Origin of the sequence: Microbacterium sp. B35-04 (assembly GCF_010634885.1) — a bacterium.
Lineage (GTDB): Bacteria > Actinomycetota > Actinomycetes > Actinomycetales > Microbacteriaceae > Microbacterium.
In genome coordinates this window covers 56515-82319 of the sequence record NZ_MWLP01000039.1, presented here as the reverse complement: position 1 = coordinate 82319, position 25805 = coordinate 56515, and the positions used below count along the sequence as shown (strand labels likewise).

Here is a 25805-nt window from a genome sequence, read left to right as displayed (position 1 = left end):
GGTCTCCTGAGGAGACCTGCACCCCACCTGAGGAATCAACCGGATCGCGACCCGGAGGAACCTCTACGTCGGATTACTCCTCCGAACCGGCGTCCGTCACTGCCCAGTCCCACGTGTTCCAGAAGATCGTGGGAGCGAGGATCGACGCGTCGATGCCCTCCACACGGTCGCTGATGCCCGTGACTGCCGGGAACTGGAAGATCGTGACCCCGTAGAAGTCGCTCCACAGGATCTTGTCGGCCTCCTGCTTGATCTCGATCTGCTTCTCCGCGTCGAACTCCGACGAGATCTCAGCCGACAGCGCGTCGATCTCAGGGTTCGAGTAGAAGTTCATGTTGTTGATGCCGCCGGTCTTGAACGTCGCCGACCAGTCGGTCACGGCGAGGCTCGTCGACTGCCACCCGAAGAACACGGCGTCGTACGCACCGGGCGTGCCGAGGAGGCCGCCCCACTTGTCCGAGCCGCAGTCCGTGACGTTGAAGCCGGCCTGGTTGGCCGAAGCCTGGATCAGGGCGAACTCGTTGACACGACGCGGGTTGTTCGACGCATACAGGATGCAGACCTCGGGGTTGGTGATGCCCGACTCTGCGAGGAGCGCCTTGGCACCCTCGATGTCGACCTCGGCGAACGCGTCGGAGCCGTTGTTCGCGACCGAGTCGTCGTAGCCCTCGGAGCCCGGCACGAAGTTCTGCGAGCTGCGCAGGAGCGCGTCCTCGCCGACGATCGGCTTGATGAGCTTGTCGACGATCTCCTGGCGGGGAACCGTCTTGAGGAACGCCTCGCGGACCTTCGGGTCCTTGAAGATGTTCTCCGGGTTCTTGCCGTTCTCGAACTGCAGGTCGAGGTGCTCGTACGTGCCCTCGACGCCGGTCTGCACCGTGATGCCGTCGATCGCGTCGAGCGCGGTCTTCAGGTCAGCGGTCGCCTGGGGCGAGATGACGTCGACCTCACCGTTCTCGAGCGCCTGAGCGGCCGCGAGCGGGTCGGGGATGAAGCGGACGGTGATGTCCTCGATGTTCGGGGTGTTCTCACCCTTGTACTCGGGGTTCGCCGTCAGAGTGATGTACTGGTCGGCGACGAAGTCCTTGATCATGTAAGGACCGCTCGCGAGGTACAGCTCCGGGTCATCCGGCAGCTCGGTGAAGTTGAAGCCCGAGTTCCAGAAGGCCGAGATCGGCGCGAGCGCCGCAGCGTCCTCGCTCTCGATGGCGTCGAGGACGGCCTGCTTGGCCTCTTCGTTGTCATCGAGGCCGAGGGCGTTCTTCGCCACCACGTGCGCAGGCAGGATCGTGCCGAGGGTTCCGAACGCGACCTCCCAGTCGACGTAGGGAGCCGAGTAGACCATCGTGATCGACTTGCCGTCTTCGCTGACCTCGGGCGTGTCGTGCACGAGACCGAACTGGGCGTCCGGGCTGGCACCGCTGTCGAAGTAGATGACGTCGGTCGGGAAGGCGTCGGTGAACTCGCCGGTCTCGGCGTCGGTGAAGTCCGACGGGTCGAAGTCAGGCGTGTCGAGCGAACGCGACAGAGCGGCCCAGTTGAGCATCAGGTCGGCGGCGTCGATCGGGGTGCCGTCGGACCAGGTGACGTCGTCGGCAAGCGTGTACTTGACCGTCAGCGGGTCTTCCTCGACGAGCTCGTACGTGCCGAACGAGGTGTTCTGCACCAGCTCGGGCGTGTTGTTGTAGTACGAGAACCCGTCATAGGTCAGGTAGTTGATGTTGTTGTTCGCCGTGGCGTTGCCGAACGAGGTGTTGCCGTTGGCCGAGTAGAACGCCTGGTTCCACGCCGCGGTGATCGACGAGCCTTCGACGAGACCGGAGTCGTCGCCTGTCTCTTCGCCGCCACCGGCGGCGCAGCCCGAGATCGCCAGTGCGCCGGCTGCGGTGAGCGCCACCGCGGCCGAGATGCGCTTAATTCTCACTGTTCCTCCTGTGCAGGGTAGGTGCGCACACGTAGGACGGGGGCCATACGGGGGCGCGGATGGGAAAACCTTATGCACGGGTGATGAGATGGTCAAAACGATGGACGAAAACGTTACAGAGCCTTAACTCAACTGAAGCCAAGTGTGACAATCTGACAAGATGACCGCGCCGAACCGCCCCTCGGACGTGAGAAACCCGACGATGTCGGACCGTGCCCCCGCCTTCGAGCGCCGGCGCCTCACGTGGGAGATCTGGATCGTCCTCGCCGTGACGGTGGGCCAATCGGCACTCTATTCGGTTCTGTCCCTCACTCGGGCCCTGCTCCGCCCCACACCGATCGGCAATCAGCAGACCCAGCTCAACCCCTCGCGGGATGCCGCGGCCTTCTGGGACGTGCTGTACCAGCTGCTGTCCGTCTTCTTCGCGCTCGCGCTGGTGGCGCTCGTCGTCTACCTGCTCTGGGAGCCCGGAGGCAACGCACTGCGGCGCATGGGCCTCGACTTCACCCGGTTCGGCGGCGACCTCGGCCGCGGCATCCTGCTCACCGCCGTCATCGGCCTGCCGGGTCTCGCGCTCTACGCGGCGGGCCGCGCGCTGGGCATCACGGTCGCCGTCGTCGCCTCGCCCCTGGACGCGGCCTGGTGGACGGTGCCCCTGCTGCTGCTGTCGGCGCTGCGGGCGGGGCTCACCGAAGAGGTCATCTTCATCGGGTACCTGTTCGACAGGCTCCGCCGGCTGGGCTGGAACGACTGGTCGATCATCCTGACGACGGCGGCCCTGCGCGGCGCCTACCACGCCTACCAGGGCTTCGGCGCGATCGTCGGCAACTTCGCGATGGGCGTGGTCTTCGGCTGGTGCTACCGCCGATGGGGGCGCATCATGCCCCTCGTCATCGCGCACACCCTCCTGGACATCGTCGCGTTCGTCGGCTACCCCCTCGCGGCCGCGCTGTGGCCCGAGGTCTTCGCCCCGATACCTCAGCCGACCCCGACGCCCGCACCGACGCCGGCACCGACTCCCGCGACGTGAAGGCGATGGGATGCCGGGGGCACCGGCATCCCATCGCTCACGGACAGCTGCAGGACGAGTTCTTCAGGCGAAGGCCTCGATGGGCGGGCAGGCGCAGACGAGGTTGCGGTCGCCGTATGCCTGGTCGATCCGGCGGACCGGGGGCCAGTACTTGGTGCGGATCTGCGCGTGAACGGGGTACACCGCGATCTCGCGAGAGTACGGATGCGTCCACTCGCCCACCACGACGGCCTCGGCCGTGTGCGGGGCGTTCGCGAGGGGGTTGTCGCCGGCGGGCCACTCCCCCGCCGCGACGGCGTCGGCTTCGGCCTTGATCGCGATCATGGCCTCGATGAAGCGCTCGATCTCGGCGAGGTCCTCGGACTCGGTCGGCTCGACCATGAGGGTGCCCGCAACAGGGAACGACATCGTCGGGGCGTGGAAGCCGTAGTCGATGAGTCGCTTGGCGACGTCGTCGACCGTGACCCCGGTGGCCTCGCGCAGCGGCCGCAGGTCGAGGATGCACTCGTGCGCGACGAGGCCGTCCTCGCCGGTGTAGAGCACTGGGTAGTGCTCCCGGAGGCGCACGGCGATGTAGTTGGCCGCGAGCACCGCGGCGGCGGTCGCGTCGCGCAGGCCCTCGGCGCCCATCATGCGCACATACGCCCACGAGATCGGCAGGATGCCGGCCGACCCGTGCGGTGCGGCCGAGATCGGTCCGCCGTCGAAGACGCCGCCGGCGTGGTCCCTGCGCTGCGAGAACGGGTGGCTCGGCAGGTACGGCGCGAGGTGCGCCTTCGCCGCGACCGGGCCCACGCCCGGGCCGCCGCCGCCGTGCGGGATCGCGAACGTCTTGTGCAGGTTGAGGTGCGAGACGTCGCCGCCCAGATCGCCGAAGCGGGCGTACCCGAGGAGCGCATTGAGGTTGGCGCCGTCGATGTACACCTGTCCGCCCGCGTCGTGCACGGCCTGGGTGATCTCGAGCACGTCGTGCTCGTAGACGCCGTGCGTCGACGGGTACGTGATCATGAGCGCCGCCAGCTCGTCGGCGTGCGCCGCGATCTTCGCGCGCAGGTCGTCGAGGTCGACGTTGCCGGCGTCGTCGCAGGCGACCACCACGACGCGCATGCCGGCGAGCACGGCGGACGCGGCGTTGGTGCCGTGCGCGGACGACGGGATGAGGCACACCGTGCGCGCCCGGTCGCCGTTGGCGCGGTGGTAGCCCCGGATCGCCATGAGTCCCGCGAGCTCGCCCTGCGAGCCCGCATTCGGCTGCAGCGACACCGCGTCGTAGCCGGTCACCTCGGCGAGCCACACCTCGAGCTGCTCGATCAGCGCGAGATAGCCGTGGACGTCGGCCTCCGGCGCGAACGGGTGCACGCGTGAGAACTCCGGCCACGACACGGCGGCCATCTCGGTCGCCGCGTTCAGCTTCATGGTGCACGAGCCCAGCGGGATCATGCCGCGATCGAGTGCGTAGTCCCGGTCGGAGAGCTGCTTGAGGTAGCGCATCATCGCCGTCTCGGAGCGGTGGGTGTTGAACACCGGGTGCGTGAGGAACTCCTCGACGCGGCGCAGCCCCGAAGGCACGCCGGCGAGGGGCTCGGCATCCGTGAACGGGACCGCGCGCTCGCCCTGCGCGCCCGACCCCAGGAACTCGTCCTCGGGAAGCCCGAAGGCCCAGGCGACCGCGGCGAGATCGTCGGCGGTCGTCGTCTCGTCGACCGAGACGCCGACCGTCGCGTCGTCCGCCCAGAACAGCTGGTAGCCGCGTTCGCGGGCGCGCTCGATCACGCGGCGCGAGGCGCCCGGCGTCGCCACGCGGATGGTGTCGAAGAACGCGTCCGAGCGCAGCGACAGTCCATACGACCGCAGCCGGGCGGCGAGCGCCTCCGCCTTCTTGGCGACATCCGTGGCGATCGCGCGGAGCCCTTCCGGCCCGTGGTACACCGCGTACATCGAGGCCATCACGGCCAGCAGCACCTGCGACGTGCAGATGTTCGACGTGGCCTTCTCGCGGCGGATGTGCTGCTCACGCGTCTGCAGGGCAAGCCGGTACGCGGGGTGGCCCGCGGCATCCTGCGAGACGCCCACGAGGCGTCCCGGCAGCTGCCGCTCGAGCCCCTGGCGCACCGCCATGTAACCCGCGTGCGGTCCGCCGAAGCCGAGGGGCACGCCGAAGCGCTGCGTCGTCCCCACCGCCACGTCGGCGCCGAACGACCCCGGCGAGCGCAGCAGGGTCAAGGCGAGGAGGTCGGCGGCCGCGACCACGAGCGCGCCCGCGACATGCGCCGCGTCGACGACGCCGGACGGGTCCCACACGTGCCCCGAGGCGCCCGGATACTGCACCAGCACGCCGAAGTGCTCGTCGGGAAGCATCGCACCGTGGGCGAGGTCGAGCTCGACGAGCTCGATGCCCACAGCGGCCGCCCGATGGGCCAGCAGCGCCTTCGTCTGCGGCAGCGCGTCGGCGTCGACGACGAACACGTCGGATGCCGACTTCGAGGCGCGCCGCGCCACGAGCATGCCTTCGACCACGGCGGTCGACTCGTCCAGCATCGAGGCGTTCGCCGTCGCGAGCCCGGTGAGGTCGGTCACCATGGTCTGGAAGTTGATGAGCGCCTCGAGGCGCCCCTGCGAGATCTCGGGCTGGTACGGCGTGTAGGCGGTGTACCAGGAGGGGTTCTCGAGCACGTTGCGCGAGATCACGGACGGCGTGAGCGTGTCGTAGTAGCCGAGGCCGATCATCGGGCGAGCCGTGCGGTTCTGCGAGGCCAGCTCGCGCAGCTCGGCGAGCGCCTCGGCCTCGGTCGCGGCAGGCGGGATGTCGCTCGTCGGGCGCGGCTTCGCATGGATGGATGCCGGCACCGCCGCCTGCACGAGGCCATCGACGCCGTCGTAGCCCAGGGCGTCGAGCATCGTGCGCTGGGCTGCGGCATCCGTTCCGATGTGACGATCGGCGAACAGGCCCGTCATTCGGCGCCGCCCGTGAGCGAGATGTAGGCGTCGCGGTCGAGCAGCTCGGCCACGGCGGCGGGGTCGACCGTGAGCTTGACGAGCCAGCCGGCGCCGAACGGGTCGGCGTTGACGAGCGACGGGTCGTCGACCACGGCGTCGTTGACCTCGACGACCTCGCCCGTCAGCGGCGCGTAGAGCTCGCCGACCGACTTGGTGGACTCGATCTCGCCCACGACGGTTGCGGCAGTGACCGTGCTGCCCACCGCGGGGAGCTCGACGAACACGACGTCGCCGAGCTTGTCGGCCGCGTACGAAGTGATGCCGACGGTCGCGGTGTCGCCGTCGAGGGCGACCCACTCGTGCTCGGCGGTGTACTTGAGGGCGGTGAGGTCGGTCATGAGTTCCTCCGGTAGAAAGGCAGGGCGGTCACGGTCGCGGGGATGCGGGTCCCCCGCACGTCGATGAAGAGCTGGGTGCCGGTCGCGGCGGCCGCCGGCGAGACGAACGCCATCGCGATGGGGTGCCCCAGTGTCGGGCTGAGCGCGCCGCTCGTGATCTCGCCGACCGGGGGCGCGGCGTCGGCGGCGTCGAACACGGCGTAGCCGGCGCGGCCCGCGCGACGGCCCTCGGAGGCGAGGCCGACGAGCACCGGGGCGTCGGGCGTCATGACCGCCGCGAGTCCGGACTTGCCGACGAAGTCGTCCTTGTCGACCGCGACCACGCGGCCGAGGCCGGCCTGTGCCGGGACGATGTCGCGCGAGAGCTCGTGGCCGTAGAGCGGCATCCCGGCCTCCAGGCGCAGCGTGTCGCGCGCGGCGAGGCCGGCGGGGACCAGTCCGAGCGGTGCGCCGGCGGCCAGCAGCTCGTCCCACAGGGCCGGCGCGGCCGCGTTCGGGATCAGCAGCTCGAAGCCGTCCTCGCCGGTGTACCCGGTGCGGGCCACGAACAGGGGGGCGTCGTCGAACGACCCGGACGACCACGCGTAGTAGCCGAGGTCGGCGAAGGACGGCGTGACATCGACAATGCCGGGGGTGGCCTCCACCACGGCACGGGCGATGGGGCCCTGCACGGCGATCAGCGACATGTCGTCGGTGTGGTCGTCGAGCTCTGCGTCGAACCCCTCGACGCGCGCGGCGAACGCGCGGCCGACGGCATCGCGGTTGCCCGCGTTCGCGATCACGAGGAAGCGATGCTCCGCGATGCGGTAGACGATGACGTCGTCGACGATGCCGCCCGAGTCGTCGAGCACCAGCGAGTACTTCGCCTTGCCCACGCGCATCGAGGAGATCGCGCCGGCCAGCGCGTAGTCGAGGAACGCCCCGGCGCCGGCCCCGTCGACGCCGAACTCGGCCATGTGCGAGATGTCGAAGAGTCCGGCCGCCGTGCGCACCGCGTGGTGCTCCGCGAGATCGGACGTGTAGCGCACGGGCATGAGCCAGCCGCCGAAGTCGGTGAACGAGGCGCCCAGCGCCTCGTGGCGGTCATGGAGCACGGTCGTCCGCGAGTCCGAAGGGCGGTGGTCTGTCATGAGTTCTCCCGGTCGCTGACGGGCAGGCGCCGCTCGACGCCTGTGAACTCCCCCTCTGTCATGGGCCTGAGAGTTTCGCCGGGTGCGAGGCATCCGACTTTCTCCTTCGGCGGACGCATCAGCGTCACTCTCCAGAGTCGGCCTGCCCGAACGGTACGCGTACCTGAGAGATTGGCGGGGAGGCTTGCTCCTTCGGTGCTCGACGATCGCGCTGCCGAGGCTCTCCCGCCCGGGTGATGGGCCGTATTGACTTGCGCAGCAAGCATAGCGGTCGACCGGGCTCAGCCGACGCAGGATCCCGTCGACACGGTGTTCGACAGCGACGGCGCACGCTCCGCCACCGGCGTGAGCTCGGCCATCGTCATCGCGTAGCCCAGGTTCTCGTCGTTCTCGGCACGGGCGAAGACGACACCCGCGACGGCGCCGCCGTCGGTGAGCAGCGGGCCGCCCGAGTTGCCGGGCCGCACCACGGCGTTCAGGGCGTAGATCTCGCGCGGGTTCCATGACTCGTCGTACACGTCGGGCACGCTGGCCGTTCCCACGGACTCCACTCCGGCCGCCACCATCGTGAACGGCCCCCCGTAGGGGAATCCCTGCACGGCCGCCGCGTCGCCGGCGGCCAGCGTCCCCGAGAACGGCAGGACCTCGGCGCCCAGGTCGTCGACGGCGATCACGGCGAGGTCGTCGATCGGGTCGAAGTACACGATGCGACCCTCGCGCGCCGACACGCCCGGCAGCTCCACGATGGGGGTGTCGACGCCGGCGACGACGTGGGCGTTCGTGACGACGCGGTCCTCCGCGATGACGAACCCGCTCCCCGCCGATCCCCGCCCGCAGGCGTACGCGGTGCCCGAGATCCGGGCGACGGATGCCGCAGCCCGCTGCAGCTCGGGATCGTCCAGAGCGACCGGGGGCGCCGGGTCGACGGTCCCGGGCCCGAGCAGCTGACCGAGGCCCGGGAGGCTGTCCTCGAGCACCGCCCCGCGCAGCTGTGCCAGCGCCGCGGCGACCGGGTCGGGGGTGGCCGCCTCGATGCCGCGCAGGATGCTCGACGAGGCGACGGCGGACGAGATGATGGGGATGCCGGCGACGGCGATCGCCGGAGCCACGAAGGCGAGCGCGAGGACGGCGGCGAGCACCGACGCGATGCCGCCGAGGAACCGCTCGACGCCGCGGAGCTTGAGCCGGTCCGCGCCGGAGCGCAGCGCCGCGCCGATCGCTGCGCCGATGGCCGCGCCGGCGAAGACGAGGCCGATCGCGGCGAGGATCACGGCCGGTCCTCGCCAGACGGGCGACGGCACCCAGGAGCTCACGAGCGGCGTGAGCCAGTACGCCGCGAAGGCGCCGGCGGCGATGCCCGCGAACGTGCCGATGCTGGCGAAGAAGCCGCGTTGCACTCCGGAGATGCAGGCCCCGATGAGGAGAAGGACGATCACCACGTCGACGACGACCATCCCACCCCTTCCGACCGTCAGGATCCGTCTCGACAGGCTACGCATCCAGCCTGGGAGACGACCCCCACGGGCACTCCGGGCGTGTCGCGTCGTGATCGCGCGCGAGCGGTGGCTCAGTGCTGCGGCGCGGCCAGCTCCCTGCGCACCTCGTCGCGCAGCCTCCCCTGATTCTCGGGATCGGGCGCGGCTCCCAGCAGCGTGCGCGTGTAGTCGTGCTGCGGGTCGAGTATGACGGTGTCGGCCGGGCCGCGCTCGACGATGTCGCCGCGGTACATCACCAGGATCTCGTCCGAGAAGTGGCGCGCGGTCGCGAGGTCGTGGGTGATGTAGAGGACTCCCAGGTGGTCCTCGCGCTGCAGCTGGGCGAGGAGGTTCAGCACGCCCAGGCGGATCGACACGTCGAGCATCGAGACGGGTTCGTCGGCGATGATGAACTGCGCCCCGGGCGCGAGCGCCCGCGCGATCGCGACGCGCTGGCGCTGACCGCCCGACAGCTCGTGCGGTCGGCGCTCCGCCATCTTGTCGGTCGGGGTGAGTCGCACGCGGTCGAGCAGCTCGAGCACGCGCCGGCGCACTTCGGCCTTACCCATGCCCGGGTTGTGGATGCGCAGCGGGCGCTCGAGGTGATGCTCGATCGAGTGGAACGGGTTCAGCGACGCGAACGGGTCCTGGAACACCATCTGCACGTCGCCGCGGTACGCCGCGACCTCCCGGCTGCGGTTGCCGGCCGGCTTGCCGTCGAGCAGGATCTGCCCCTTCGTCGGGGTCTCGAGCCGTGCCAGCATCTTCGCGATGGTGGACTTGCCCGAGCCGGACTCCCCCACCAGCGCGATCGTGCGGCCCGCCTCGAGCGTGAACGACACATCCTTCACGGCGTGGAGGGTGGAGAAGCTCAGCCCGCTGCGGAGCCGGAAGTCCTTGACCAGGTTGCGCGCTTCGAGCGTGCGCGGTCCGTCAGCGGTCGGTGGCTGGGCGGTCATGCGGCTCCTCCTTCGAGCGGGACGTTCGCGGCCGAGCCCAGCGTCGCCGAGACCGGCTGCGTGCCGGTGCGCACGAAGTCGCCGCGATCGCCGCGCAGGCTCGGGAAGCTCGACAGCAGCTTCTTGGTGTACTCGTGCTGCGGATCGCGGTAGATCTCGGTCGCGGTGCCGAGCTCGACGATCTCGCCCTGCAGCATGACCGCGATGCGGTCGCTGATCTCGATCAGCATGGGCAGGTCGTGCGTGATGAAGATCACGGCGAACCCCAGCCGCTCGCGCAGTCGCATGATCTCGCGGATGATGCCGCGCTGCACCACGACGTCGAGGGCGGTCGTCGGCTCGTCCATGATCATGACCTGCGGATCGAGCGCGAGCGCCATCGCGATCATGACGCGCTGCCGCATCCCGCCCGACAGCTCGTGCGGGAAGCTCGACAGCCGCTTCGGGTCGACGCCCACGAGCTCGAGAAGCTCTTCGCTGCGCCGCTGCTTGTCGCGTTTGGACATCTCGGGGCGGTGGGTGGTGAACACGTCGAACAGCTGCGCGCGGACGTTGATGACCGGGTTCAGCGAATTCATCGCCCCCTGGAACACCATCGACACCTTGTCCCAGCGGAAGCGGCGCAGCTCCTCGTCGGCGAGCCCGACGACGTCGATGTCCTCTCCGGAGCGGTCGTGGAACACGATCTCACCCGACGTCATCAGCGCCGGCGGCTTCAGCAGGCGGTTGACCCCGTACGCGAGGGTCGACTTGCCGCAGCCCGATTCCCCGGCCAGGCCGAGGATCTCTCCGCGGTGGAGCGTCAGCGACACATCGCGCACCGCCTTGACGGGCGGATCGACCTCATACTCGATCGAGACGTTGCGCGCCGTGAGGACGGCATCCCGGTTCATGCGGCGGCTCCGTTCGTGCTGCGGACGGCCTCGACACCACGGCCCGCGCGCTTCGCCTTGCGCACGCGGCGCGCGTTCTCGGGGGCGAGGCGCAGCTTCGGGTTGATGATCTCGTCGATCGAGAAGTTGATGAGCGACAGGCCGGCGCCGAGCAGCGCGATCATGAGGCCGGGCGGCACGAACCACCACCAGGCGCCTGTGCCGAGCGCCTGACCGGTCTGCGCGTCGTTGAGCATCGTGCCCCACGTGATCGATCCGGTCGGCCCGAGCCCGAGATACGACAGACCCGCTTCGCCGAGGATCGCGAAGATGATCGCGAAGAGGAACTGCGCCGCGAGCAGCGGGAGCAGGTTCGGCAGGATCTCGACGCGGATGATGCGCGTCGTCTTCTCGCCCGCCACCCGGCTGGCGGCGACATAGTCGCGCGACCGCAGCGAGCGCGCCTGCGCCCGGAGCACGACCGCGGAGCCCGCCCAGCCGGTGATGCCGAGCACCACGGCCACCAGCATCCAACTTCGCCCGGGGATGTAGGTGGCGATCACCATCACGAGCGGCAGCCCCGGGATGACGAGCATGATGTTCGTGAAGAGCGAGAGGATCTCGTCCCACCAGCCGCCCTTGTAGCCCGCGATGATGCCGAACACGATCGACAGCACCAGCGCGATGAGACCGGCGGTGATGCCGACCATGAGCGATCCGCGCGTGCCCCACGCGAGCTGGGCGAGGACGTCGTAGCCCAGCTTGGTCGTGCCGAGGAGATGCTCCGGGCTCGGCGGCGACAGCGCCGGGTTGTCGGAGTCCATCGGATCCTGGGCGAACAGCGGCCCGAGGATGCCGAACAGCACGATGCCGATGACGATGGTGAGACCGAGCGCCAGCTTGAGCGACATCCGCGGCAGCAGCTGCCGGATGCCGCGGCGGGCGGCGGATGCCTCGTCCCGTGCCGCGATGACCTCGGCGTCGACGGGCGGCGTCATGAGGGCGCCGGGCGCGACGATGACGGAGTCGATGGTGCGGTCGGAGAGCGTCTCGGGGACGCTCTCGACTCGGCCGGTCGACGGTTCGGTCACTTCGACCCTCTCAGACATTGTGACGCGCTCTCGGGTCGATGAATCCGTAGACGATGTCCATGATGAAGTTCGCCGCGAGCACCGCGACGGTGATCACGAGGAAGACGCCCTGCATGAGCGCGTAGTCGCTGTTCTGCACGGACTGGATCATGAGCTTGCCGATGCCGGGGTAGGTGAACACCTGCTCCATCACGATGGAGCCGGCCACGACGAAGCCGAGCGAGATGCTGAAGCCGGCGATCGACGGGATCGCGGCGTTGCGCGTCGCGTAGGTGCGGAGGATGCGCATCGGCTTCAGCCCCTTGGCCTCCGCCGTGACGATGTAGTCCTCGGACACCGTCGAGACCATCATGTTGCGCATCCCGAGCAGCCAGCCGCCGACCGAGCTCAGCACGATCGTCAGCGCCGGCAGGAAGCCGTGGTAGATCGCGCTGCCGATGAAGTCCCAGCTCCACTCCGGGCCGTTGGGGAACTCCCAGACGTCGTAGCCGCCGAAGATCGGGAAGATCCCGAGTGCGACGGAGAAGATCGCCACCAGCACGAGCGCCAGCCAGAAGTACGGGATCGACTGCAGCACCGTGGTGAACGGCACCAGGTGATCGACCCAGGTGCCCCGCCGCCACCCCACCCAGGCGCCGATGCCGACGCCGAGCACGAACGAGATGACGGTGGCGATCCCCACGAGGATGACCGTCCACGGCAGCGCCGCCGCGATCAGCTCGGTGACCGGCGTCGGGTACTTCGTGACCGAGACGCCCAGGTCGCCCTGGAGCATCCGGCCCCAGTACGCGACGTACTGCTCCCACATCGACGACGTGTCGCCGCCGAGGAGGGCCTTGATGTTTCGGACGGTCGTCTCATTGAGCTCGCCGCCCGCCCGCTGCATCTTCGCGAGGAGGATGTCGGCGGGGTCACCGGGCAGAAGCCTCGGCAGGAGGAAGTTGAGGGAGATCGTCGCCCACAGTGTCACCACGTAGAACGCGATCCGCCGCGCATAGAACTTCATTGCGGCCTGCTCCTCCGTGCCACGGCCTCTGCCCGGTTCTGCATTACTTCACCGGCTCCAGGTGCTGGAGGACGTAGCCGGACGCGACCGAACCCCAGGCGGGCGGGAACGCGTACAGGTCCTCCTCGGTCGGCCAGCCCGTGAAGTCCTTCGTGTTGAAGAACGTCTGGGTGGCGTTGATGACCAGCGGGATGTAGGGCAGGTCGCGCACGATCTCGGCCTGGAGGGCGGCGTACGCCTCCTGCTTCAGTGCCTCGTCGTCGGTGGCGGCCGCCGCGGCGACGGCCTCGTTGACGACGGGGTTGTCGTAGCGGCTGAAGTTCCAGCGACCCGACGGGACCTCCTGGCCGACCTGCGACGTCGACTCACCCGCGAACCAGTCCTTGTAGATCTGGAACGGGTCGGCGACCGAGGTGCCGATGACGCCGCCCATGATCAGCTGGTACTGACCGGTCTGGCGGGCGTCCGAGAACTCCTGCCACTGCACCGTCGAGGCGTTGACCTTGATGCCGGCCTCGGCGGCCTGCTCGCTGATGAGCTTCGCTGCGTCGTTGTAGTCGGTCCAGCCGTCGACCGAGAGGAGGCTGAGCTCGAGCGGGGCGCCGTCCTTCGCGTAGAAGCCGTCGCCGCCCTTCGCGTAACCGGCGGCCTCGAGGATCTCACCGGCGGCCGCGGCGTCGGGCGACTGAGGGCTGATCTCGTTGGCCGGGTCGCCGACCCACTTCTGGTCGCGAGGCAGCAGCGCGAAGGTCGGCGAGATGTCGCCGGTCAGGCCGACGAAGGCCTTCTCCTTGATGGTGCCGCGGTCGATCGCGACGTTGAGCGCCTGGCGCACGGCGACGTCGGTCTGCGGGCCGGCGCAGCCGAGGTCGGCGTTGGCACACGTGTAGAGGACGGTGGGGTCCTGCGGCGTGTTCAGCATGCTGATCACACCGTTGGAGGTGACCGAGTCCGGGTTGGGCACGAACATGCCGGTCCAGTCCAGCTCGCCCGCGGTCAGCAGATCCTGGGCCGACTGGTTGGCGTCGATGCCGATGTACTGCAGCTTCTTGATCGCGGGCACGCCCTCGTCGCGGAACTCCTCGTTGGCGACGACGGTGTAGGAGGCATCCGTCACGCTGTCGACCACGTACGGGCCGGTGCCGACCGGCTCCTCGTCGGTGAACGTCGTGTAGTCGTCGACCTCCGACCAGATGTGCTCGGGCAGCATCCAGGTGGTGCCGAGGATCTGGAACTCGTTGGTGAACTGCGGCGTCTCGTAGGTGAGCACGACGGTGCTCTCGTCCGTGGCCTCGGCCGAGATGAGGCCGTCGCGGTGGTTCGGCTCGTAGTTGAAGGTGAACGCGGCGTCGTCGGCGGTGAAGTCCTCACCGTCGTTCCACTTCACGCCCTCCTTGAGCTTCACCGTGATGACGGTGCCGTCCTCGTTGTACTCGAAGCTCTCGCCGAGCATGGGCGCGGGAGCGTCGTCGGCCGTCTTGTTGTAGAAGAACAGCGGCTCGTAGATCGGGCCGAGTGCGGCGTGCAGCACGCTCGGCGAGAACGGGTTGAAGTTGGCCTCGATCGGTGTCTGACTGCCGGCCCAGACCCGGAGGGTGCGCCCTTCGGACTCGCCGTTGTCGTCGCCGCCACCACCGGCGCAGCCCGACAGGCCGATGCCCAGGATCGCTGTCCCGGCCACGGCGATGAGCGCCGCTCGGCGCTTCGCGTTTCGAATCATCGTTGGTTCTTTCTCTCGTGCGGCATTGCAGGAAGGGAAGGTGCGCGGGCACCGGCATTCATTAAGTACTGAGCCCTAACAAATGTTTGGACGTAAACCTAACAAACATTCCCTCCCGTTCGCACCCCTCAGCAGCCGCACGTACGTCACGTCTTGGCAACGGTTCCTTCGCGCGCGCCGCAGCCGAGGTGCGTTACGGCCGCGGTTTGGCTTCTGGTCGCAGTGACACTATGATCGATTCCGACAGTTAGAGTCATCATGACCAGAACAGCTTCCGAAGTCCCCGCCCCCGGCTCAGCCACCGGCGCCGATGCGACGCGCGTCGCGGTGTCGACCGTGATCTTCACGCTCCGGCGCCTGCCCGGCAGCGACGCCGTCCGGGTGGTGCTTCCGCTCGTGCGGCGCACCCGGGATCCGCACGAGGGCCAGTGGGCGCTCCCCGGCGGCTGGCTCGATGCAGCCGAAGGCCTCGCCGCCGCGGCATCCCGCACCCTCGCTGAGACGACCGGCCTCGCGCCGAGCTATCTGGAGCAGCTGTACGCCTTCGGCGCCGTCGACCGCTCCCCCACGCGTGTCGTCTCGATCGTGTACTGGGCGCTCCTGCGGGCCGACGAGATCACCGACGCCTCGGTCGAGAATGTCGCCTGGTTCGATGCGGCGACGCTCCCCCGCCTCGCCTTCGACCACAACGAGATCGTCGAGTACGCACTGTGGCGCCTGCGGAACAAGGTCGGCTACAGCCGCATCGCCCACGGCCTCCTCGCCGATGAGTTCACCCTCGCCGAACTGCGCGAGGTGTACGAGGCGATCCTCGACAGACGACTCGACCCGGCGAACTTCCGCCGCCAGGTCGAGAACTCCGGCACCCTCATCCCCACCGAGGGATTCCGCACCGGCAGCCACCGCCCGGCGCGCCTGTACCGCTACAACAAGGACGTCGAGCTGGCCGACCGCGGCCCGCTCGACACCCGCGACTGACCCATCCGAACGGAGCGCCCGACATGCCTGCCGTCAACATCACCCTCCAGCCGCAGCCCGCCACCACGGAGCGGACACCGACCGATGCGTCGGTGGATCACGCGATCCAGGCGATCATCGCGGGAGCGTCGACCGACGAGACCTGCAACACCGACCTGGCCGCCGGCCCGTGGGACTTCGACACGCGCCCCGGCTACGGGCCGGGCTCGTCGATGGGCGACGTCATCCCCACCGGCTCCCCGCGCCAGGGAGAGCTGCCCCGCGAGTACCGCGAGGCGTCCGAGGCCGAGCTCGCCGACCGCGTCCGCGCCGCCAAGGCGACGCTCGGCGACCGGGTCGTGGTGCTCGGCCACTTCTACCAGCGCGAAGAGGTCGTCGTCCACGCCGACTACGTGGGCGACTCGTTCCAGCTCGCGAACGCGGCCCTCGAGCACCCCGATGCCGAAGCCATCGTGTTCTGCGGCGTGCACTTCATGGCCGAGACCGCCGATCTGCTGTCGCGCCCCGAGCAGGCCGTGATCCTGCCCAACCTCGCCGCCGGCTGCTCGATGGCCGACATGGCCGACATCGACCAGGTCGAGGACTGCTGGGAGCAGCTCGCCGAGGTCTACGGCGACATGGATGCCACGGATGCCGACGGCCTGGTGCCCGTCATCCCCGTCACGTACATGAACTCCTCGGCCGCGATCAAGGGCTTCGTCGGTCGCCACGGCGGCATCGTGTGCACGTCGTCGAACGCGCGGACCGTCCTCGAATGGGCATTCCAGCGCGGCCGCCGCGTGCTCTTCTTCCCCGACCAGCACCTCGGCCGCAACACGGCGAAGGCGATGGGCGTCCCCCTCGAGCAGATGCCCATGTGGAATCCGCGCAAGCACCTGGGCGGGGCATCCGTCGACGCGATCGAGAGCGCCCGCGTCATCCTCTGGCACGGGTTCTGCTCGGTGCACCGGCGCTTCTCGGTCGAGCAGATCGAGAAGGCGCGCGCCGAGCACCCCGGTGTGCGGGTCATCGTGCACCCCGAGTGCCCGATGGAGGTCGTGGACGCCGCCGACGAGGCCGGCTCGACCGACTACATCCGCAAGGCCATCGCCGGCGCGGCCGAGCCCACGACGTTCGCCATCGGCACCGAGGTGAACCTCGTGCAGCGCCTCGCCGCCCAGTACCCGCAGCACGAGATCTTCTGCCTCGACCCCGTCGTGTGCCCCTGCTCGACGATGTACCGCATCCACCCGGGATACCTCGCGTGGGTGCTCGAGGGGCTCGTGGCGGGCGAGGTGCGCAATCGCATCGAGGTGCCGCAGGACGTCGCCGATCCCGCCCGCCTGGCACTGGAGCGGATGCTGGCTGCCAAGCCGCCGGCAGCCCCCGCCGCCGCTTGGGAGAACGCGTCATGACCGTGCCTGCGGCACAGCCGCGCGCGATCGTCGTCGGCTCGGGGATCGCCGGACTGCTGACCGCGCTGCACGCCGTCGAACACGGCTGCCGAGTGACGCTCGTCACCAAGGACGTGCTCGAGCACGCCAACACCCGCTACGCGCAGGGCGGGATCGCCGGCGTCATGTTCGACGACGATCGGGCCCAGGACCACGTGCGCGACACGCTCGTCGCGGGCGCCGGGCACAGCGATCCCGACGCGGTGCGGGTGCTCGTCGACGAGGGCCCGGCCCGCATCCGCGAGCTCATCGCCCTCGGCGTCGCCTTCGACCGCGACGCCGCCGGCGGGCTCGTGAAGGGTCTCGAGGCCGCGCACTCGTATCCGCGGATCCTGCACGCGGGCGGCGACGCCACCGGCACGGCGATCGAGAAGGCGCTGGTCGCCGGGCTGCGCGCGAGCGACGTCACCGTGATCGAGCATGCCTTCCTGGTCGGCCTGGTGCTCGACGAGGTCGCCGCGCCCACCGCGGGCGCGCGACGGGTCACCGGGGTGGAGCTGCTGATCGGTGAGACGGGTGCCGGCCCCGGCCGCCGCGACACCCTCGAGGCCGACGCGGTCGTGCTTGCCACGGGCGGCGCCGGCGAGCTGTACGCCCACTCGACCAATCCCCAGGTGGCCACGGGCGACGGCATCGCCGCGGCGATCCGCGCCGGAGCCGACGTCGCCGACCTCGAGTTCTTCCAGTTCCACCCGACGGTACTGGAAGGCAAGGCCGACGCCGCCGGGCTGGAAGGCAAGGCTGACGCCGCCGGGCTGGAAGGCAAGGCTGACGCCGCCGGGCTGGCGGTGGGCGGTTCCTTCCTGGTGTCGGAGGCGGTGCGCGGCGAGGGCGCGACGCTGGTCGACGAGCACGGGCGACGGTTCGTCTTCGACGCCCACCCCGACGGCGAGCTGGCGCCCCGCGACGTCGTCGCCCGGGCGATCGCGGCGCAGATGGAGGCTCAGGGCGGACGCCCGGTGCTCCTCGACGCGACGCGCATCCACTCCTCAGACGCCGACGAGCGCGCGGCGTTCCTCGCGCGGCGCTTCCCGACGATCGACCGCGCCGTGCGCGAACGGGGTCTCGATTGGGCGCGCGAGCCGATCCCGGTGACGCCGGCCGCCCACTACCTGATGGGCGGTGTCGCCACCGACCTGTTCGGCCGCACCTCCCTGCCGGGCCTCTACGCCGTGGGTGAGGTCGCCCGCACCGGCGTGCACGGAGCGAACCGACTCGCGTCGAACTCGCTGCTCGAGGGCGCCGTGTTCGGCGCGCGTGCCGGCGATGCGATCGCCGCCGACGCGGCATCCGGTTCCTGGCCCGCCTTCGCGGGCCAGGGCGCGTCCATCTCCGCGGGCATCCGCTCCGCCGGCTCCGCGGCATTCGCGCACGACGCGCTCGCACCGACCACGCGCGCGTTCTCGCGGCGAGCGCTGCAGGAGCTCATGTGGGAGCACGCGGGACTCGTGCGCGACGAGGAGGGACTCGGGCACGCGGCATCCGTGATCGCCCAGTGGCGCGAGCAGCTGCGGACTCCGGTCACCGAGCACGGGTACGAGGATGAGAATCTGCTGCTCGTCGCGGCGGAGGTCGTCGCCGCGGCCCGCGCCCGCCGAGAGTCCGTCGGCGCGCACTTCCGGGCCGACGCACCGGTCGAGGATTCCGCTCTCGCCCCCGCCCGCAGAACTCCACGGATCGACGCGCCAGCCCGCCTCCGGGCCGCGGGCGCTGCCGATCGGGGCCAGGATCTGTGGAGTTCTGCAGATACACCGGCGCCCGCCGTCGAGGAGGCGGTCGCATGCTGACCCGGGCCGTGATCGACCGCGCGGTCGCCGCCGCCCTCGAAGAGGACGCACCCTGGGGCGACCTCACGAGCGAGACGCTGATCGCCGAGAACGCCGTCGCGCGCGCCGATCTGGTGGCCCGGGAGCGCGGCGTCTTCTCGGGCGGCGAGGTGTTCGCGGCCGCGTTCCGGCTCACCGATCCGGCGATCGACGTCGAGCTCCTCGTCGAGGACGGCGAGTGGTTCGAACCCGGCGCCGTGCTGGCCGTCGTGACCGGGTCGGCGCGAGGCGTGCTGACGGCCGAGCGCATCGGACTCAACTTCGTGCAGCGGATGTCGGGCATCGCGACGCTCACCGGCGCCTACGTCGCCGAGGTCGCCCACACCCGCGCTCGCATCGCCGACACGCGCAAGACGACGCCGGGGCTGCGCGCCTTCGAGCGCAAGGCGGTGCGCGACGGCGGAGGCCGCAACCACCGCCACTCGCTGTCGGACGCCGTCATGGCGAAGGACAACCACCTCGCGGTGCTCGCGCACAAGGGCGTCTCCCCCACGGCAGCGCTCCTCGCCGCGAAGGACCTCCTCCCCCACACCACGCACATCGAGGTCGAGGTCGACCGGCTGGAGCAGATCGAGCCCGTGCTGGCCGCCGGCATCGGCACGATCATGCTCGACAACTTCTCGCTCGACGAGCTGCGCGCGGGCGTCGACCAGATCGCCGGCAGGGCGACGGTCGAGGCATCCGGCGGCGTGTCCCTCGACACGGTGCGCGCGATCGCTGAGACCGGCGTGGACGTCATCTCGGTCGGCGCCCTCACCCACTCCGCACGCGCGCTCGATCTGGGGCTCGATGTGCGGATCGACGCCCCCTGAACCAAGGGAGCCGCAGCCGATGAGCATGCTCTACCTCGACAACGCCGCGACCACGCCGGTGCGCCCGGAGGTGCTCGAGGCGATGATGCCGTACCTGACCCGCTGGTACGGCAACCCGTCGAGCCATCACACGGTCGGCGAGGCGGCTGCCGACGCACTGGCCGATGCCCGCGCGCGCGTCGCCCGGGTGCTCGCGCTGCGCGCCGGCGACATCGTCTTCACCTCCGGCGGGACCGAGGCCGACAACCTCGCGATCAAGGGCATCGCCATCGCCACGGCCCTGCGCCGCGCGGAAGCCGACGGTCACCCGGGCAGGGTGCACGTCGTCACGACGCCGATCGAGCACGAGTCGGTGCTCGAGTCGGTCGCGTACCTCGAGCGGGTGCACGGGTTCGCGGCAACGCGGGTGCCGGTCGACGCGCACGCACGCGTGTCGACGGATGCCGTCGCCGGAAGCCTCCGCGATGACACCGCGCTGGTGAGCATCGGGTACGCCAACAACGAGGTGGGCACGGTCCAGGATGTCGCCGCCATCGCCGCCGCCGCACGTGAGCATGGCGTGCCGCTGCACCTCGACGCCGTGCAGGCCGCCGGCTGGCTGTCGCTGTCGGCGGTGGAGCTCGGCTACGACGCGATCTCGCTCGCCGGGCACAAGCTCGGGGCGCCCAAGGGCACCGGGGTGCTCGGCATCCGCGGCCGGATCCCGCTCGAGCCGCTGCTGCACGGCGGCGGGCAGGAGCGCGGCCGCCGCAGCGGGACCGAAGACGTGGCCGGCGCCGTCGGCTTCGCCACCGCCCTGGAGCTCGCCGAGGCGGAGCGGGTCGAGGCATCCGCTCGCATCAGCGCGATCCGCGACCGCTTCATCGCCCGCGTGCTCGAGCGCGTGCCGTCCGCACGGCTCACGGGCCACCCCGTGCACCGGCTCGCCGGCACCGCGAGCTTCACCTTCGCCGGCACCGGCGGCGAGGCCGTCCTGCTCGAGCTCGAGCGCCGCGGTGTCGTCTCGTCCAGCGGCTCGGCCTGCGCCGCGGGCAGCGACGAGCCGTCGCACGTGCTCGTCGCGATGGGCATCGCGCCCGAGCTGGCGCAGACGGCGGTGCGGTTCACATTCCCCCGCTGGCTGAACGCTCCGCTGGATGCCGTCGCCGACGCGGTCGAGGCATCCGTCGCCGCGGTTTCGGCACCCGATCGCTGACCGTCGCACTGCGCCGCAGCGCGGTTGCCGCCGACGGATCCCGATGCCCTCGGGCGACCGTAGGATCGGGACGTGACCTCCGCCGTGACCGTGATCGTGCCCGGCTACGACGTTGCGGCCTACGCCGGCGAGGCGCTGGACTCGCTCCGTGCCCAGACGCGGACCGACTGGACCGCAATCCTCGTCGACGACGCGTCGACCGATGAGACCGGCGCCCTGTTCGACGCCGCGGCCGCCGACGACGACCGCTTCCAGGTGGTCCACCACCCCGCGCAGCGGGGCCTCGGCGCAGCGCGCAACAGCGGGCTGGACCTGGTGCGCACGCCGTTCGTCGGCTTCCTCGACGCCGACGACCGCCTGACCCCCCATGCGCTCGAGCGGCTCGTCGGCACGCTCACGGCCAGCGGCAGCGACTTCGCGCTCGGCGCGTACGTGCGGCTGCGCCCCGACACCGCCGGCGGCTACACCGCGGGCATCGTGCAGCCGTGGGTCGCGGCCGCCACCGACCCGACGCGCCTCGGCACGACGCTCGACCAGCACCCCGAGGCATCCGGCAACATCGTCGCGTGGTCGAAGGTGAGCCGGACCGACCTCTGGCACCGCGCCGGCCTGCGGTTCCCCGTCGGCAAGGCCTACGAGGACCAGATCGTCGCCCAGCAGATGTACACGCGCGCCCAGGCGTTCGACGTCATCCCCGATGTGGTGGTCGAGTGGCGCGAACGGGCAGACGGCTCGTCGATCACCCAGCACAAGGGGGAACTGCCGGTGCTCCGCGACTACCTCGATGCGCTGAGGGGTGGCATCGCGGTGCTGGATGCCGCCGGCCAGGCGCGCGCAGCGGCATCCCGAGTGCGTCTCATCCTCGCCATGGACCTGCCGCCGCTCGTGGATCTCGCCCGCGACCACGCCGACGTGAACTACCGGCGGGAGCTCGGGGAGTTCGCACGAGCGCTCTGGTCGCGGTTCGACGGTCCGGAGCTTCCCGAGCCCGCCGCGACCGCCGTCGCCGCAGCCCGCGTGTGGTGACCTGGGCCTGACGACCGACCTCAGTCCTCGCGCCAGTCCGCCTCGACGGCGCCCCTGCCTGACGCCAGCACCTCGTCCACCGGAATCACCGGAACGTCCGGAGCGATGTCCGCCCGGCGGCCCGGGTGGTCGGCCGGCGGCTCGGCATCCTCGGCCTCGAGGATCTTCGTCGTAGCGAGCTGCTGGGCCGCGAGCTCGGTGTAGAGGCCACCCGCCGCCAGCAACGACGCGTGCGTGCCCGACTCGACGATGCGTCCCGCCTCGACCACGTGGATCACGTCGGCGGCGATCACCGTCGAGAGCCGGTGGGCGATCGACAGGGTGGTGCGGCCGCGGGCCGCGGCATCCAGCGCCTCCTGCACCACGCGCTCCGACACGGTGTCGAGCGCCGACGTGGCCTCGTCGAGCAGCAGCACCGGCGGGTCCTTCAGCAGCACGCGGGCGATGGCGATGCGCTGCTTCTCGCCGCCCGAGAGCCGGTAGCCGCGCTCGCCGACGACCGTGTCGTAGCCCTGCTCGAAGCGCTCGATGACGTGGTGGATGTTGGCCGCACGGCACGCGGCCTCGAGCTCGGCATCCGTCGCCGCCGGCTTCGCGTAGCGGAGGTTCTCGCGAATGGTGGCGTGGAAGAGGTAGGTCTCCTGCGAGACGATGCCGACGTGGTCGACGATCGACTCCTGGCTGAGGCGGCGCACGTCTTCACCGGCGAAGAGCACGGAACCGCCGGATGCCTCGTAGAGCCGCGGCGTCAGGTAGAGCACGGTGGTCTTGCCTGCGCCCGACGGCCCGACGAACGCGACGTGCTGCCCCGGCTCGGCCACGAACGAGACGCCGCGCAGGGTCGCCCGGCTGTCGCCGGCGGCGTCGGGGTAGCGGAACACGACATCACGGAACTCGATGCGCCCGATGGGACCGGGCGCGTCGGCCACATCGATCGCGGCGGGATCGTCGCGGATGGCCGGCACGAGGTCGAGGTACTCGAAGATGCGCGCGAACAGCGCCGACGACGTCTGCAGGTCGAGCGAGACGCGCATCAGACCCATGAGCGGCATGAGCAGCCGGGCCTGCACGGTCGTGAACGCCACGATGGTGCCCGCGGTGATGGCACCGCTGCCGCCCCCGATCAGGTAGCCCGAGACCAGGTAGATGATCGCGGGCACGCTCGCCATGATGACCTGCACGACGGCGAAGAAGCCCTGGCCGCTCATCGCCCGGCGCACTTGCAGGCGCACCTGGTTGAGGTTCTCGTCGGCATATCGGCTCGCCTCGGTGCGCTGCCGGTTGAAGGACTTCGAAAGGAGGATGCCCGAGACGCTCAGCGTCTCCTGGGTGATGGCCGTGAGCTCCGAGAGCGACTCCTGCGTCTCGCCGGCGATGCGGGCCCGCACCTGGCCCACACGTCGCTGGACCAGCACCAGGAAGGGCATGAGCACGACGGCGATGATCGTGAGCCGCCAGTCGATGAGGATCATCGCCACGAGCGAGGCCACGACGGTCACGGTGTTGCCGAGGATGCTCGTCACCGTGTTGGTGAGCACCCCCGAGACGCCGCCCACATCGTTCTGGAGGCGCGATTGGATGACGCCGGTCTTGGTGCGCGTGAAGAAGCCGAGCTCCATCGACTGCAGGTGGTCGAATAGCTTCACCCGCAGATCGCCCGTGACCCGGTTGCCGACGGTGGAGGTTAGCCAGGTCTGCACCACGCCGAGCGCCGCCGACAGCAGGAACAGCACGATCATGGCGACCACGAGCCGCCAGAGCAGCCCCAGGTCGGGCGGCGATCCGTCGAGCGGGAACAGCGCATCGTCGAAGACCCGCTGCACGAGGAGCGGCGGGATGACCGCGATGCCCGCTCCGACGACGACGAGCAGGCCCGTGATGAGGATGGACCACTTGTACGGACGGAAGAGTCCGACGACCCGCTTGCCCAGGCCCGGGATCTCGGGCGCCTCCGCGTTGGCGCGGCGCTGCGCCTCGGTGTCGACGGGCCGGAAGCCGGGGTGTCCGCCGCCTCCCCCGCCCCCACCGCCGCGCATGCTCACACGGCCAGCCTAATGAGCCCTGCCGACCCGGGGCTCCGACGCTAGGCTCGAGCCATGACCTCGACTCCCGACGCCCCCGAACACGACGGCAGCGACCTCGCCGAGCTGCGCGAGGAGATCGACGCACTCAAGGCGATCCCGCACGAGGAGATCGTCAACCCCCTCCCGAAGAACCTCGAGGACCGCGAGCCCGACGCCGAGCCGACCGATGCGATCGGATCGGAGAAGTGGGACGACACCGAACCCCGGCGCTCCGGCAGCTGACCCCGGCGGGTCGTCCGCCCGGCGGCTGACCTTCCCCGAATCGGGAATGGGATGTCGGAACCTGTGGTTATGGTGAGAGCTTGCCATCCTCGGGTGGCACTTCGCTGTCCATCCGAGCCTCGAGGAGACGACCTATGGCCGCCATCGATACGACCCCCGGAACCGGCAGCATCGCCGTCCCCCGCACCGCCGTCACCGCCACCGCCAAGCTCGGCCCGCGAGAGAGCCGCGTCATCTGGCTGCTCCTCGCCGCCGCGTTCGTCGCGATCCTCAACGAGACCACGATGGGCGTCGCGATCCCGCACCTCATCACCGACCTCGGCATCACCGCCCTGGCCGCACAGTGGCTGACCACCGCGTTCATGTTGACCATGGCCGTGGTCATCCCGATCACCGGCTTCCTGCTGCGCCGCTTCACCACGCGGACGATGTTCGTCGCCGCGATGTCGCTGTTCTCGGCGGGAACGCTCGTCGCGTTCCTCGCGCCCGGGTTCCCGATGCTCCTCGTCGCGCGCGTGGTGCAGGCCTCGGGCACCGCCATCATGATGCCGCTGCTCATGACGACGCTGATGACCGTCGTGCCCGCAGCCATCCGCGGCCGCATGATGGGCCGCGTCAGCATCGTGATCTCGCTCGCTCCCGCGATCGGCCCGACGCTCGCCGGTGCCATCCTCAACAACTTCGAGTGGCGCTGGATCTTCGGCATGGTGCTGCCCATCGCCATCGTGGCGCTCGTCGTCGGCGCCCGCTGGATCCACAACCTCGGTGAGACCACGCACGCTCCGATCGACGTGCTGTCGGTGATCCTGTCGGCCCTCGGCTTCGGCGGACTGGTCTTCGGGCTCAGCCAGCTGGGCGCCGGCGGCCATGGCGGTGGGGCGGATGCCGCGGCCGCGAGCGCCGCTTCGACCACCACGCTCGTCGTGTCGCTGGCCGTGGGCATCGTCGCACTCGGCCTGTTCGGCTGGCGCCAGGTGCTGCTGCAGCGCAAGGATGACGCGCTGCTCGACCTCCGCGTCTTCCGCAGCGCGAACTTCTCGCTCTCGATCGGGCAGATGGCCATCATGTCGATGGCGTTCTTCGGTGCCATCACCGTGGTGCCGCTGTACCTGCAGGACGTGATCGGCGTCGACCCGCTCACCGCGGGTCTCGTGGTGCTGCCCGGCGCGCTCGCGATGGGACTCGCCGGTCCCTTCATCGGTCGCATCTACGACCGCTGGGGCACGAGGGTGCTGCTGGTGCCCGGCGCCGTGATCACGAGCGCGATGCTGTGGTACTACACGACCTTCGGCACCGAGACGCCGGTGTGGCTCGTCGCGGTGGCGCAGACCGTGCTGTCGTTCGGCCTGGCGCTGTCGTTCACGCCGCTGTTCACGGCGTCGCTCGCGTCGCTGCAGCCGAAGTTCTACTCGTACGGCTCAGCGGTCGTCGGCACCGTGCAGCAGGTCGCGGGCGCAGCCGGCATCGCGGTGATGTTCGGGGTCATGGCCGCAGCCACCGCCGCGGCCACGTCGTCCGGCGCGGAGCAGGCCGCCGCGGGTGCCGCCGGCACACATGCGGCGTTCCTGACGGCTGCGGTCCTGTCGCTGCCGATGCTCGTCGGCGCCTTCCTGATCCGCAAGCCCGCCGATCAGCCGGTGGGCATGCCCTCGGCCCACTGAGCGCCCGGACGCGCCGGCCCCGGTAT

Annotated in this window: 20 protein-coding genes and 2 riboswitches; of the genes, 9 read left to right on the top strand and 11 right to left on the bottom strand. The window is 70.3% G+C overall.

Features of this window, described 5'->3' with window-relative positions:
- Positions 1–73: 73 nt before the first annotated feature.
- On the bottom strand, positions 74–1924 hold the full coding sequence (locus B1729_RS11045) for an ABC transporter family substrate-binding protein (protein ID WP_239526206.1): 1851 nt from the start codon (positions 1922–1924) through the stop codon (positions 74–76).
- Between the two features lie 202 nt (positions 1925–2126).
- Between B1729_RS11045 and B1729_RS11040 the strand changes: the two genes are divergently transcribed.
- The gene (locus tag B1729_RS11040; protein ID WP_163620149.1) at positions 2127–2954 is read left to right on the top strand and encodes a CPBP family intramembrane glutamic endopeptidase; all 828 of its coding nucleotides are present in this window, start codon (positions 2127–2129) and stop codon (positions 2952–2954) included.
- 63 nt (positions 2955–3017) lie between these two features.
- Here the strand turns inward: B1729_RS11040 and gcvP are convergent, their stop codons facing one another.
- From gcvP to B1729_RS10995, 9 genes are all read right to left on the bottom strand, one after another.
- Positions 3018–5909: an aminomethyl-transferring glycine dehydrogenase gene (gene gcvP, locus B1729_RS11035; RefSeq protein ID WP_163632697.1), complete on the bottom strand. Its 2892-nt coding sequence runs from the start codon at positions 5907–5909 to the stop codon at positions 3018–3020.
- Complete coding sequence (gene gcvH / locus B1729_RS11030) at positions 5906–6289, bottom strand: glycine cleavage system protein GcvH (protein ID WP_163620153.1); 384 nt, start codon at positions 6287–6289, stop codon at positions 5906–5908. The genes gcvP and gcvH overlap by 4 nt, the downstream gene beginning before the upstream one ends.
- On the bottom strand, positions 6286–7419 hold the full coding sequence (gcvT, locus tag B1729_RS11025) for a glycine cleavage system aminomethyltransferase GcvT (protein WP_163632695.1): 1134 nt from the start codon (positions 7417–7419) through the stop codon (positions 6286–6288). Before gcvT ends, gcvH begins: the two co-directional genes overlap by 4 nt.
- Positions 7420–7464: 45 nt before the next feature.
- Positions 7465–7560: riboswitch (glycine riboswitch) on the bottom strand.
- Positions 7561–7657, bottom strand: a riboswitch (glycine riboswitch).
- A 43-nt stretch (positions 7658–7700) separates the two neighbouring features.
- Positions 7701–8873, bottom strand: coding sequence for a MarP family serine protease (locus tag B1729_RS11020; RefSeq protein ID WP_163632693.1), 1173 nt, complete (start codon positions 8871–8873; stop codon positions 7701–7703).
- Positions 8874–8986: 113 nt separating this feature from the next.
- Positions 8987–9853, bottom strand: coding sequence for an ATP-binding cassette domain-containing protein (locus B1729_RS11015; protein WP_163620159.1), 867 nt, complete (start codon positions 9851–9853; stop codon positions 8987–8989).
- Positions 9850–10746, bottom strand: a complete 897-nt coding sequence (locus B1729_RS11010; RefSeq protein ID WP_163620161.1) for an ABC transporter ATP-binding protein — start codon at positions 10744–10746, stop codon at positions 9850–9852. The genes B1729_RS11015 and B1729_RS11010 overlap by 4 nt, the downstream gene beginning before the upstream one ends.
- Positions 10743–11723 carry an ABC transporter permease gene (locus B1729_RS11005; protein WP_163632716.1) on the bottom strand — a complete coding sequence of 327 codons (981 nt, stop codon included), beginning with the start codon at positions 11721–11723 and terminating at the stop codon, positions 10743–10745. The genes B1729_RS11010 and B1729_RS11005 overlap by 4 nt, the downstream gene beginning before the upstream one ends.
- Positions 11724–11826: 103 nt before the next feature.
- Positions 11827–12822: an ABC transporter permease gene (locus B1729_RS11000; RefSeq protein ID WP_163620163.1), complete on the bottom strand. Its 996-nt coding sequence runs from the start codon at positions 12820–12822 to the stop codon at positions 11827–11829.
- Between the two features lie 43 nt (positions 12823–12865).
- Positions 12866–14542, bottom strand: coding sequence for an ABC transporter substrate-binding protein (locus B1729_RS10995; protein ID WP_163620165.1), 1677 nt, complete (start codon positions 14540–14542; stop codon positions 12866–12868).
- A gap of 258 nt (positions 14543–14800) precedes the next feature.
- Here B1729_RS10995 and B1729_RS10990 point away from each other — a divergent pair, with 258 nt between their 5' ends.
- The 6 genes from B1729_RS10990 (at position 14801) to B1729_RS10965 (ending at position 21812) form a co-directional block, all read left to right on the top strand.
- On the top strand, positions 14801–15520 hold the full coding sequence (locus B1729_RS10990; protein ID WP_204260175.1) for an NUDIX domain-containing protein: 720 nt from the start codon (positions 14801–14803) through the stop codon (positions 15518–15520).
- A 23-nt stretch (positions 15521–15543) separates the two neighbouring features.
- Complete coding sequence (gene nadA / locus B1729_RS10985) at positions 15544–16914, top strand: quinolinate synthase NadA (protein ID WP_163632691.1); 1371 nt, start codon at positions 15544–15546, stop codon at positions 16912–16914.
- The gene (locus tag B1729_RS10980) at positions 16911–18740 is read left to right on the top strand and encodes an FAD-dependent oxidoreductase (RefSeq protein WP_163632689.1); all 1830 of its coding nucleotides are present in this window, start codon (positions 16911–16913) and stop codon (positions 18738–18740) included. The genes nadA and B1729_RS10980 overlap by 4 nt, the downstream gene beginning before the upstream one ends.
- Complete coding sequence (nadC, locus tag B1729_RS10975) at positions 18734–19591, top strand: carboxylating nicotinate-nucleotide diphosphorylase (protein ID WP_163620170.1); 858 nt, start codon at positions 18734–18736, stop codon at positions 19589–19591. The genes B1729_RS10980 and nadC overlap by 7 nt, the downstream gene beginning before the upstream one ends.
- 25 nt (positions 19592–19616) lie before the next feature.
- Positions 19617–20786, top strand: a complete 1170-nt coding sequence (locus B1729_RS10970; RefSeq protein ID WP_163620193.1) for a cysteine desulfurase family protein — start codon at positions 19617–19619, stop codon at positions 20784–20786.
- Between the two features lie 72 nt (positions 20787–20858).
- Positions 20859–21812, top strand: a complete 954-nt coding sequence (locus B1729_RS10965; RefSeq protein ID WP_163620172.1) for a glycosyltransferase family 2 protein — start codon at positions 20859–20861, stop codon at positions 21810–21812.
- A 20-nt stretch (positions 21813–21832) separates the two neighbouring features.
- Here the strand turns inward: B1729_RS10965 and B1729_RS10960 are convergent, their stop codons facing one another.
- On the bottom strand, positions 21833–23848 hold the full coding sequence (locus tag B1729_RS10960) for an ABC transporter ATP-binding protein (protein WP_163620195.1): 2016 nt from the start codon (positions 23846–23848) through the stop codon (positions 21833–21835).
- Positions 23849–23908: 60 nt separating this feature from the next.
- Here B1729_RS10960 and B1729_RS10955 point away from each other — a divergent pair, with 60 nt between their 5' ends.
- Both B1729_RS10955 and B1729_RS10950 read left to right on the top strand, forming a co-directional pair.
- On the top strand, positions 23909–24118 hold the full coding sequence (locus tag B1729_RS10955) for a hypothetical protein (RefSeq protein WP_163620174.1): 210 nt from the start codon (positions 23909–23911) through the stop codon (positions 24116–24118).
- A gap of 134 nt (positions 24119–24252) precedes the next feature.
- Entirely contained in the window at positions 24253–25779 is a 1527-nt protein-coding gene (locus tag B1729_RS10950; RefSeq protein ID WP_163620176.1) for a DHA2 family efflux MFS transporter permease subunit, read from the top strand.
- Positions 25780–25805: the final 26 nt, after the last annotated feature.

Excerpts from the sequence above, each read along its gene's own strand:
- B1729_RS11040 (WP_163620149.1), top strand. The coding sequence starts at position 2,127 with ATGTCGGACCGTGCCCCCGCCTTCGAGCGCCGGCGCCTCACGTGGGAG.
- gcvP (WP_163632697.1), bottom strand. The coding sequence starts at position 5,909 with ATGACGGGCCTGTTCGCCGATCGTCACATCGGAACGGATGCCGCAGCC.
- gcvH (WP_163620153.1), bottom strand. The coding sequence starts at position 6,289 with ATGACCGACCTCACCGCCCTCAAGTACACCGCCGAGCACGAGTGGGTC.
- gcvT (WP_163632695.1), bottom strand. The coding sequence starts at position 7,419 with ATGACAGACCACCGCCCTTCGGACTCGCGGACGACCGTGCTCCATGAC.
- B1729_RS11020 (WP_163632693.1), bottom strand. The coding sequence starts at position 8,873 with ATGGTCGTCGTCGACGTGGTGATCGTCCTTCTCCTCATCGGGGCCTGC.
- B1729_RS11015 (WP_163620159.1), bottom strand. The coding sequence starts at position 9,853 with ATGACCGCCCAGCCACCGACCGCTGACGGACCGCGCACGCTCGAAGCG.
- B1729_RS11010 (WP_163620161.1), bottom strand. The coding sequence starts at position 10,746 with ATGAACCGGGATGCCGTCCTCACGGCGCGCAACGTCTCGATCGAGTAT.
- B1729_RS11005 (WP_163632716.1), bottom strand. The coding sequence starts at position 11,723 with ATGACGCCGCCCGTCGACGCCGAGGTCATCGCGGCACGGGACGAGGCA.
- B1729_RS11000 (WP_163620163.1), bottom strand. The coding sequence starts at position 12,822 with ATGAAGTTCTATGCGCGGCGGATCGCGTTCTACGTGGTGACACTGTGG.
- B1729_RS10995 (WP_163620165.1), bottom strand. The coding sequence starts at position 14,542 with ATGATTCGAAACGCGAAGCGCCGAGCGGCGCTCATCGCCGTGGCCGGG.
- B1729_RS10990 (WP_204260175.1), top strand. The coding sequence starts at position 14,801 with ATGACCAGAACAGCTTCCGAAGTCCCCGCCCCCGGCTCAGCCACCGGC.
- nadA (WP_163632691.1), top strand. The coding sequence starts at position 15,544 with ATGCCTGCCGTCAACATCACCCTCCAGCCGCAGCCCGCCACCACGGAG.
- B1729_RS10980 (WP_163632689.1), top strand. The coding sequence starts at position 16,911 with ATGACCGTGCCTGCGGCACAGCCGCGCGCGATCGTCGTCGGCTCGGGG.
- nadC (WP_163620170.1), top strand. The coding sequence starts at position 18,734 with ATGCTGACCCGGGCCGTGATCGACCGCGCGGTCGCCGCCGCCCTCGAA.
- B1729_RS10970 (WP_163620193.1), top strand. The coding sequence starts at position 19,617 with ATGCTCTACCTCGACAACGCCGCGACCACGCCGGTGCGCCCGGAGGTG.
- B1729_RS10960 (WP_163620195.1), bottom strand. The coding sequence starts at position 23,848 with ATGCGCGGCGGTGGGGGCGGGGGAGGCGGCGGACACCCCGGCTTCCGG.
- B1729_RS10955 (WP_163620174.1), top strand. The coding sequence starts at position 23,909 with ATGACCTCGACTCCCGACGCCCCCGAACACGACGGCAGCGACCTCGCC.
- B1729_RS10950 (WP_163620176.1), top strand. The coding sequence starts at position 24,253 with ATGGCCGCCATCGATACGACCCCCGGAACCGGCAGCATCGCCGTCCCC.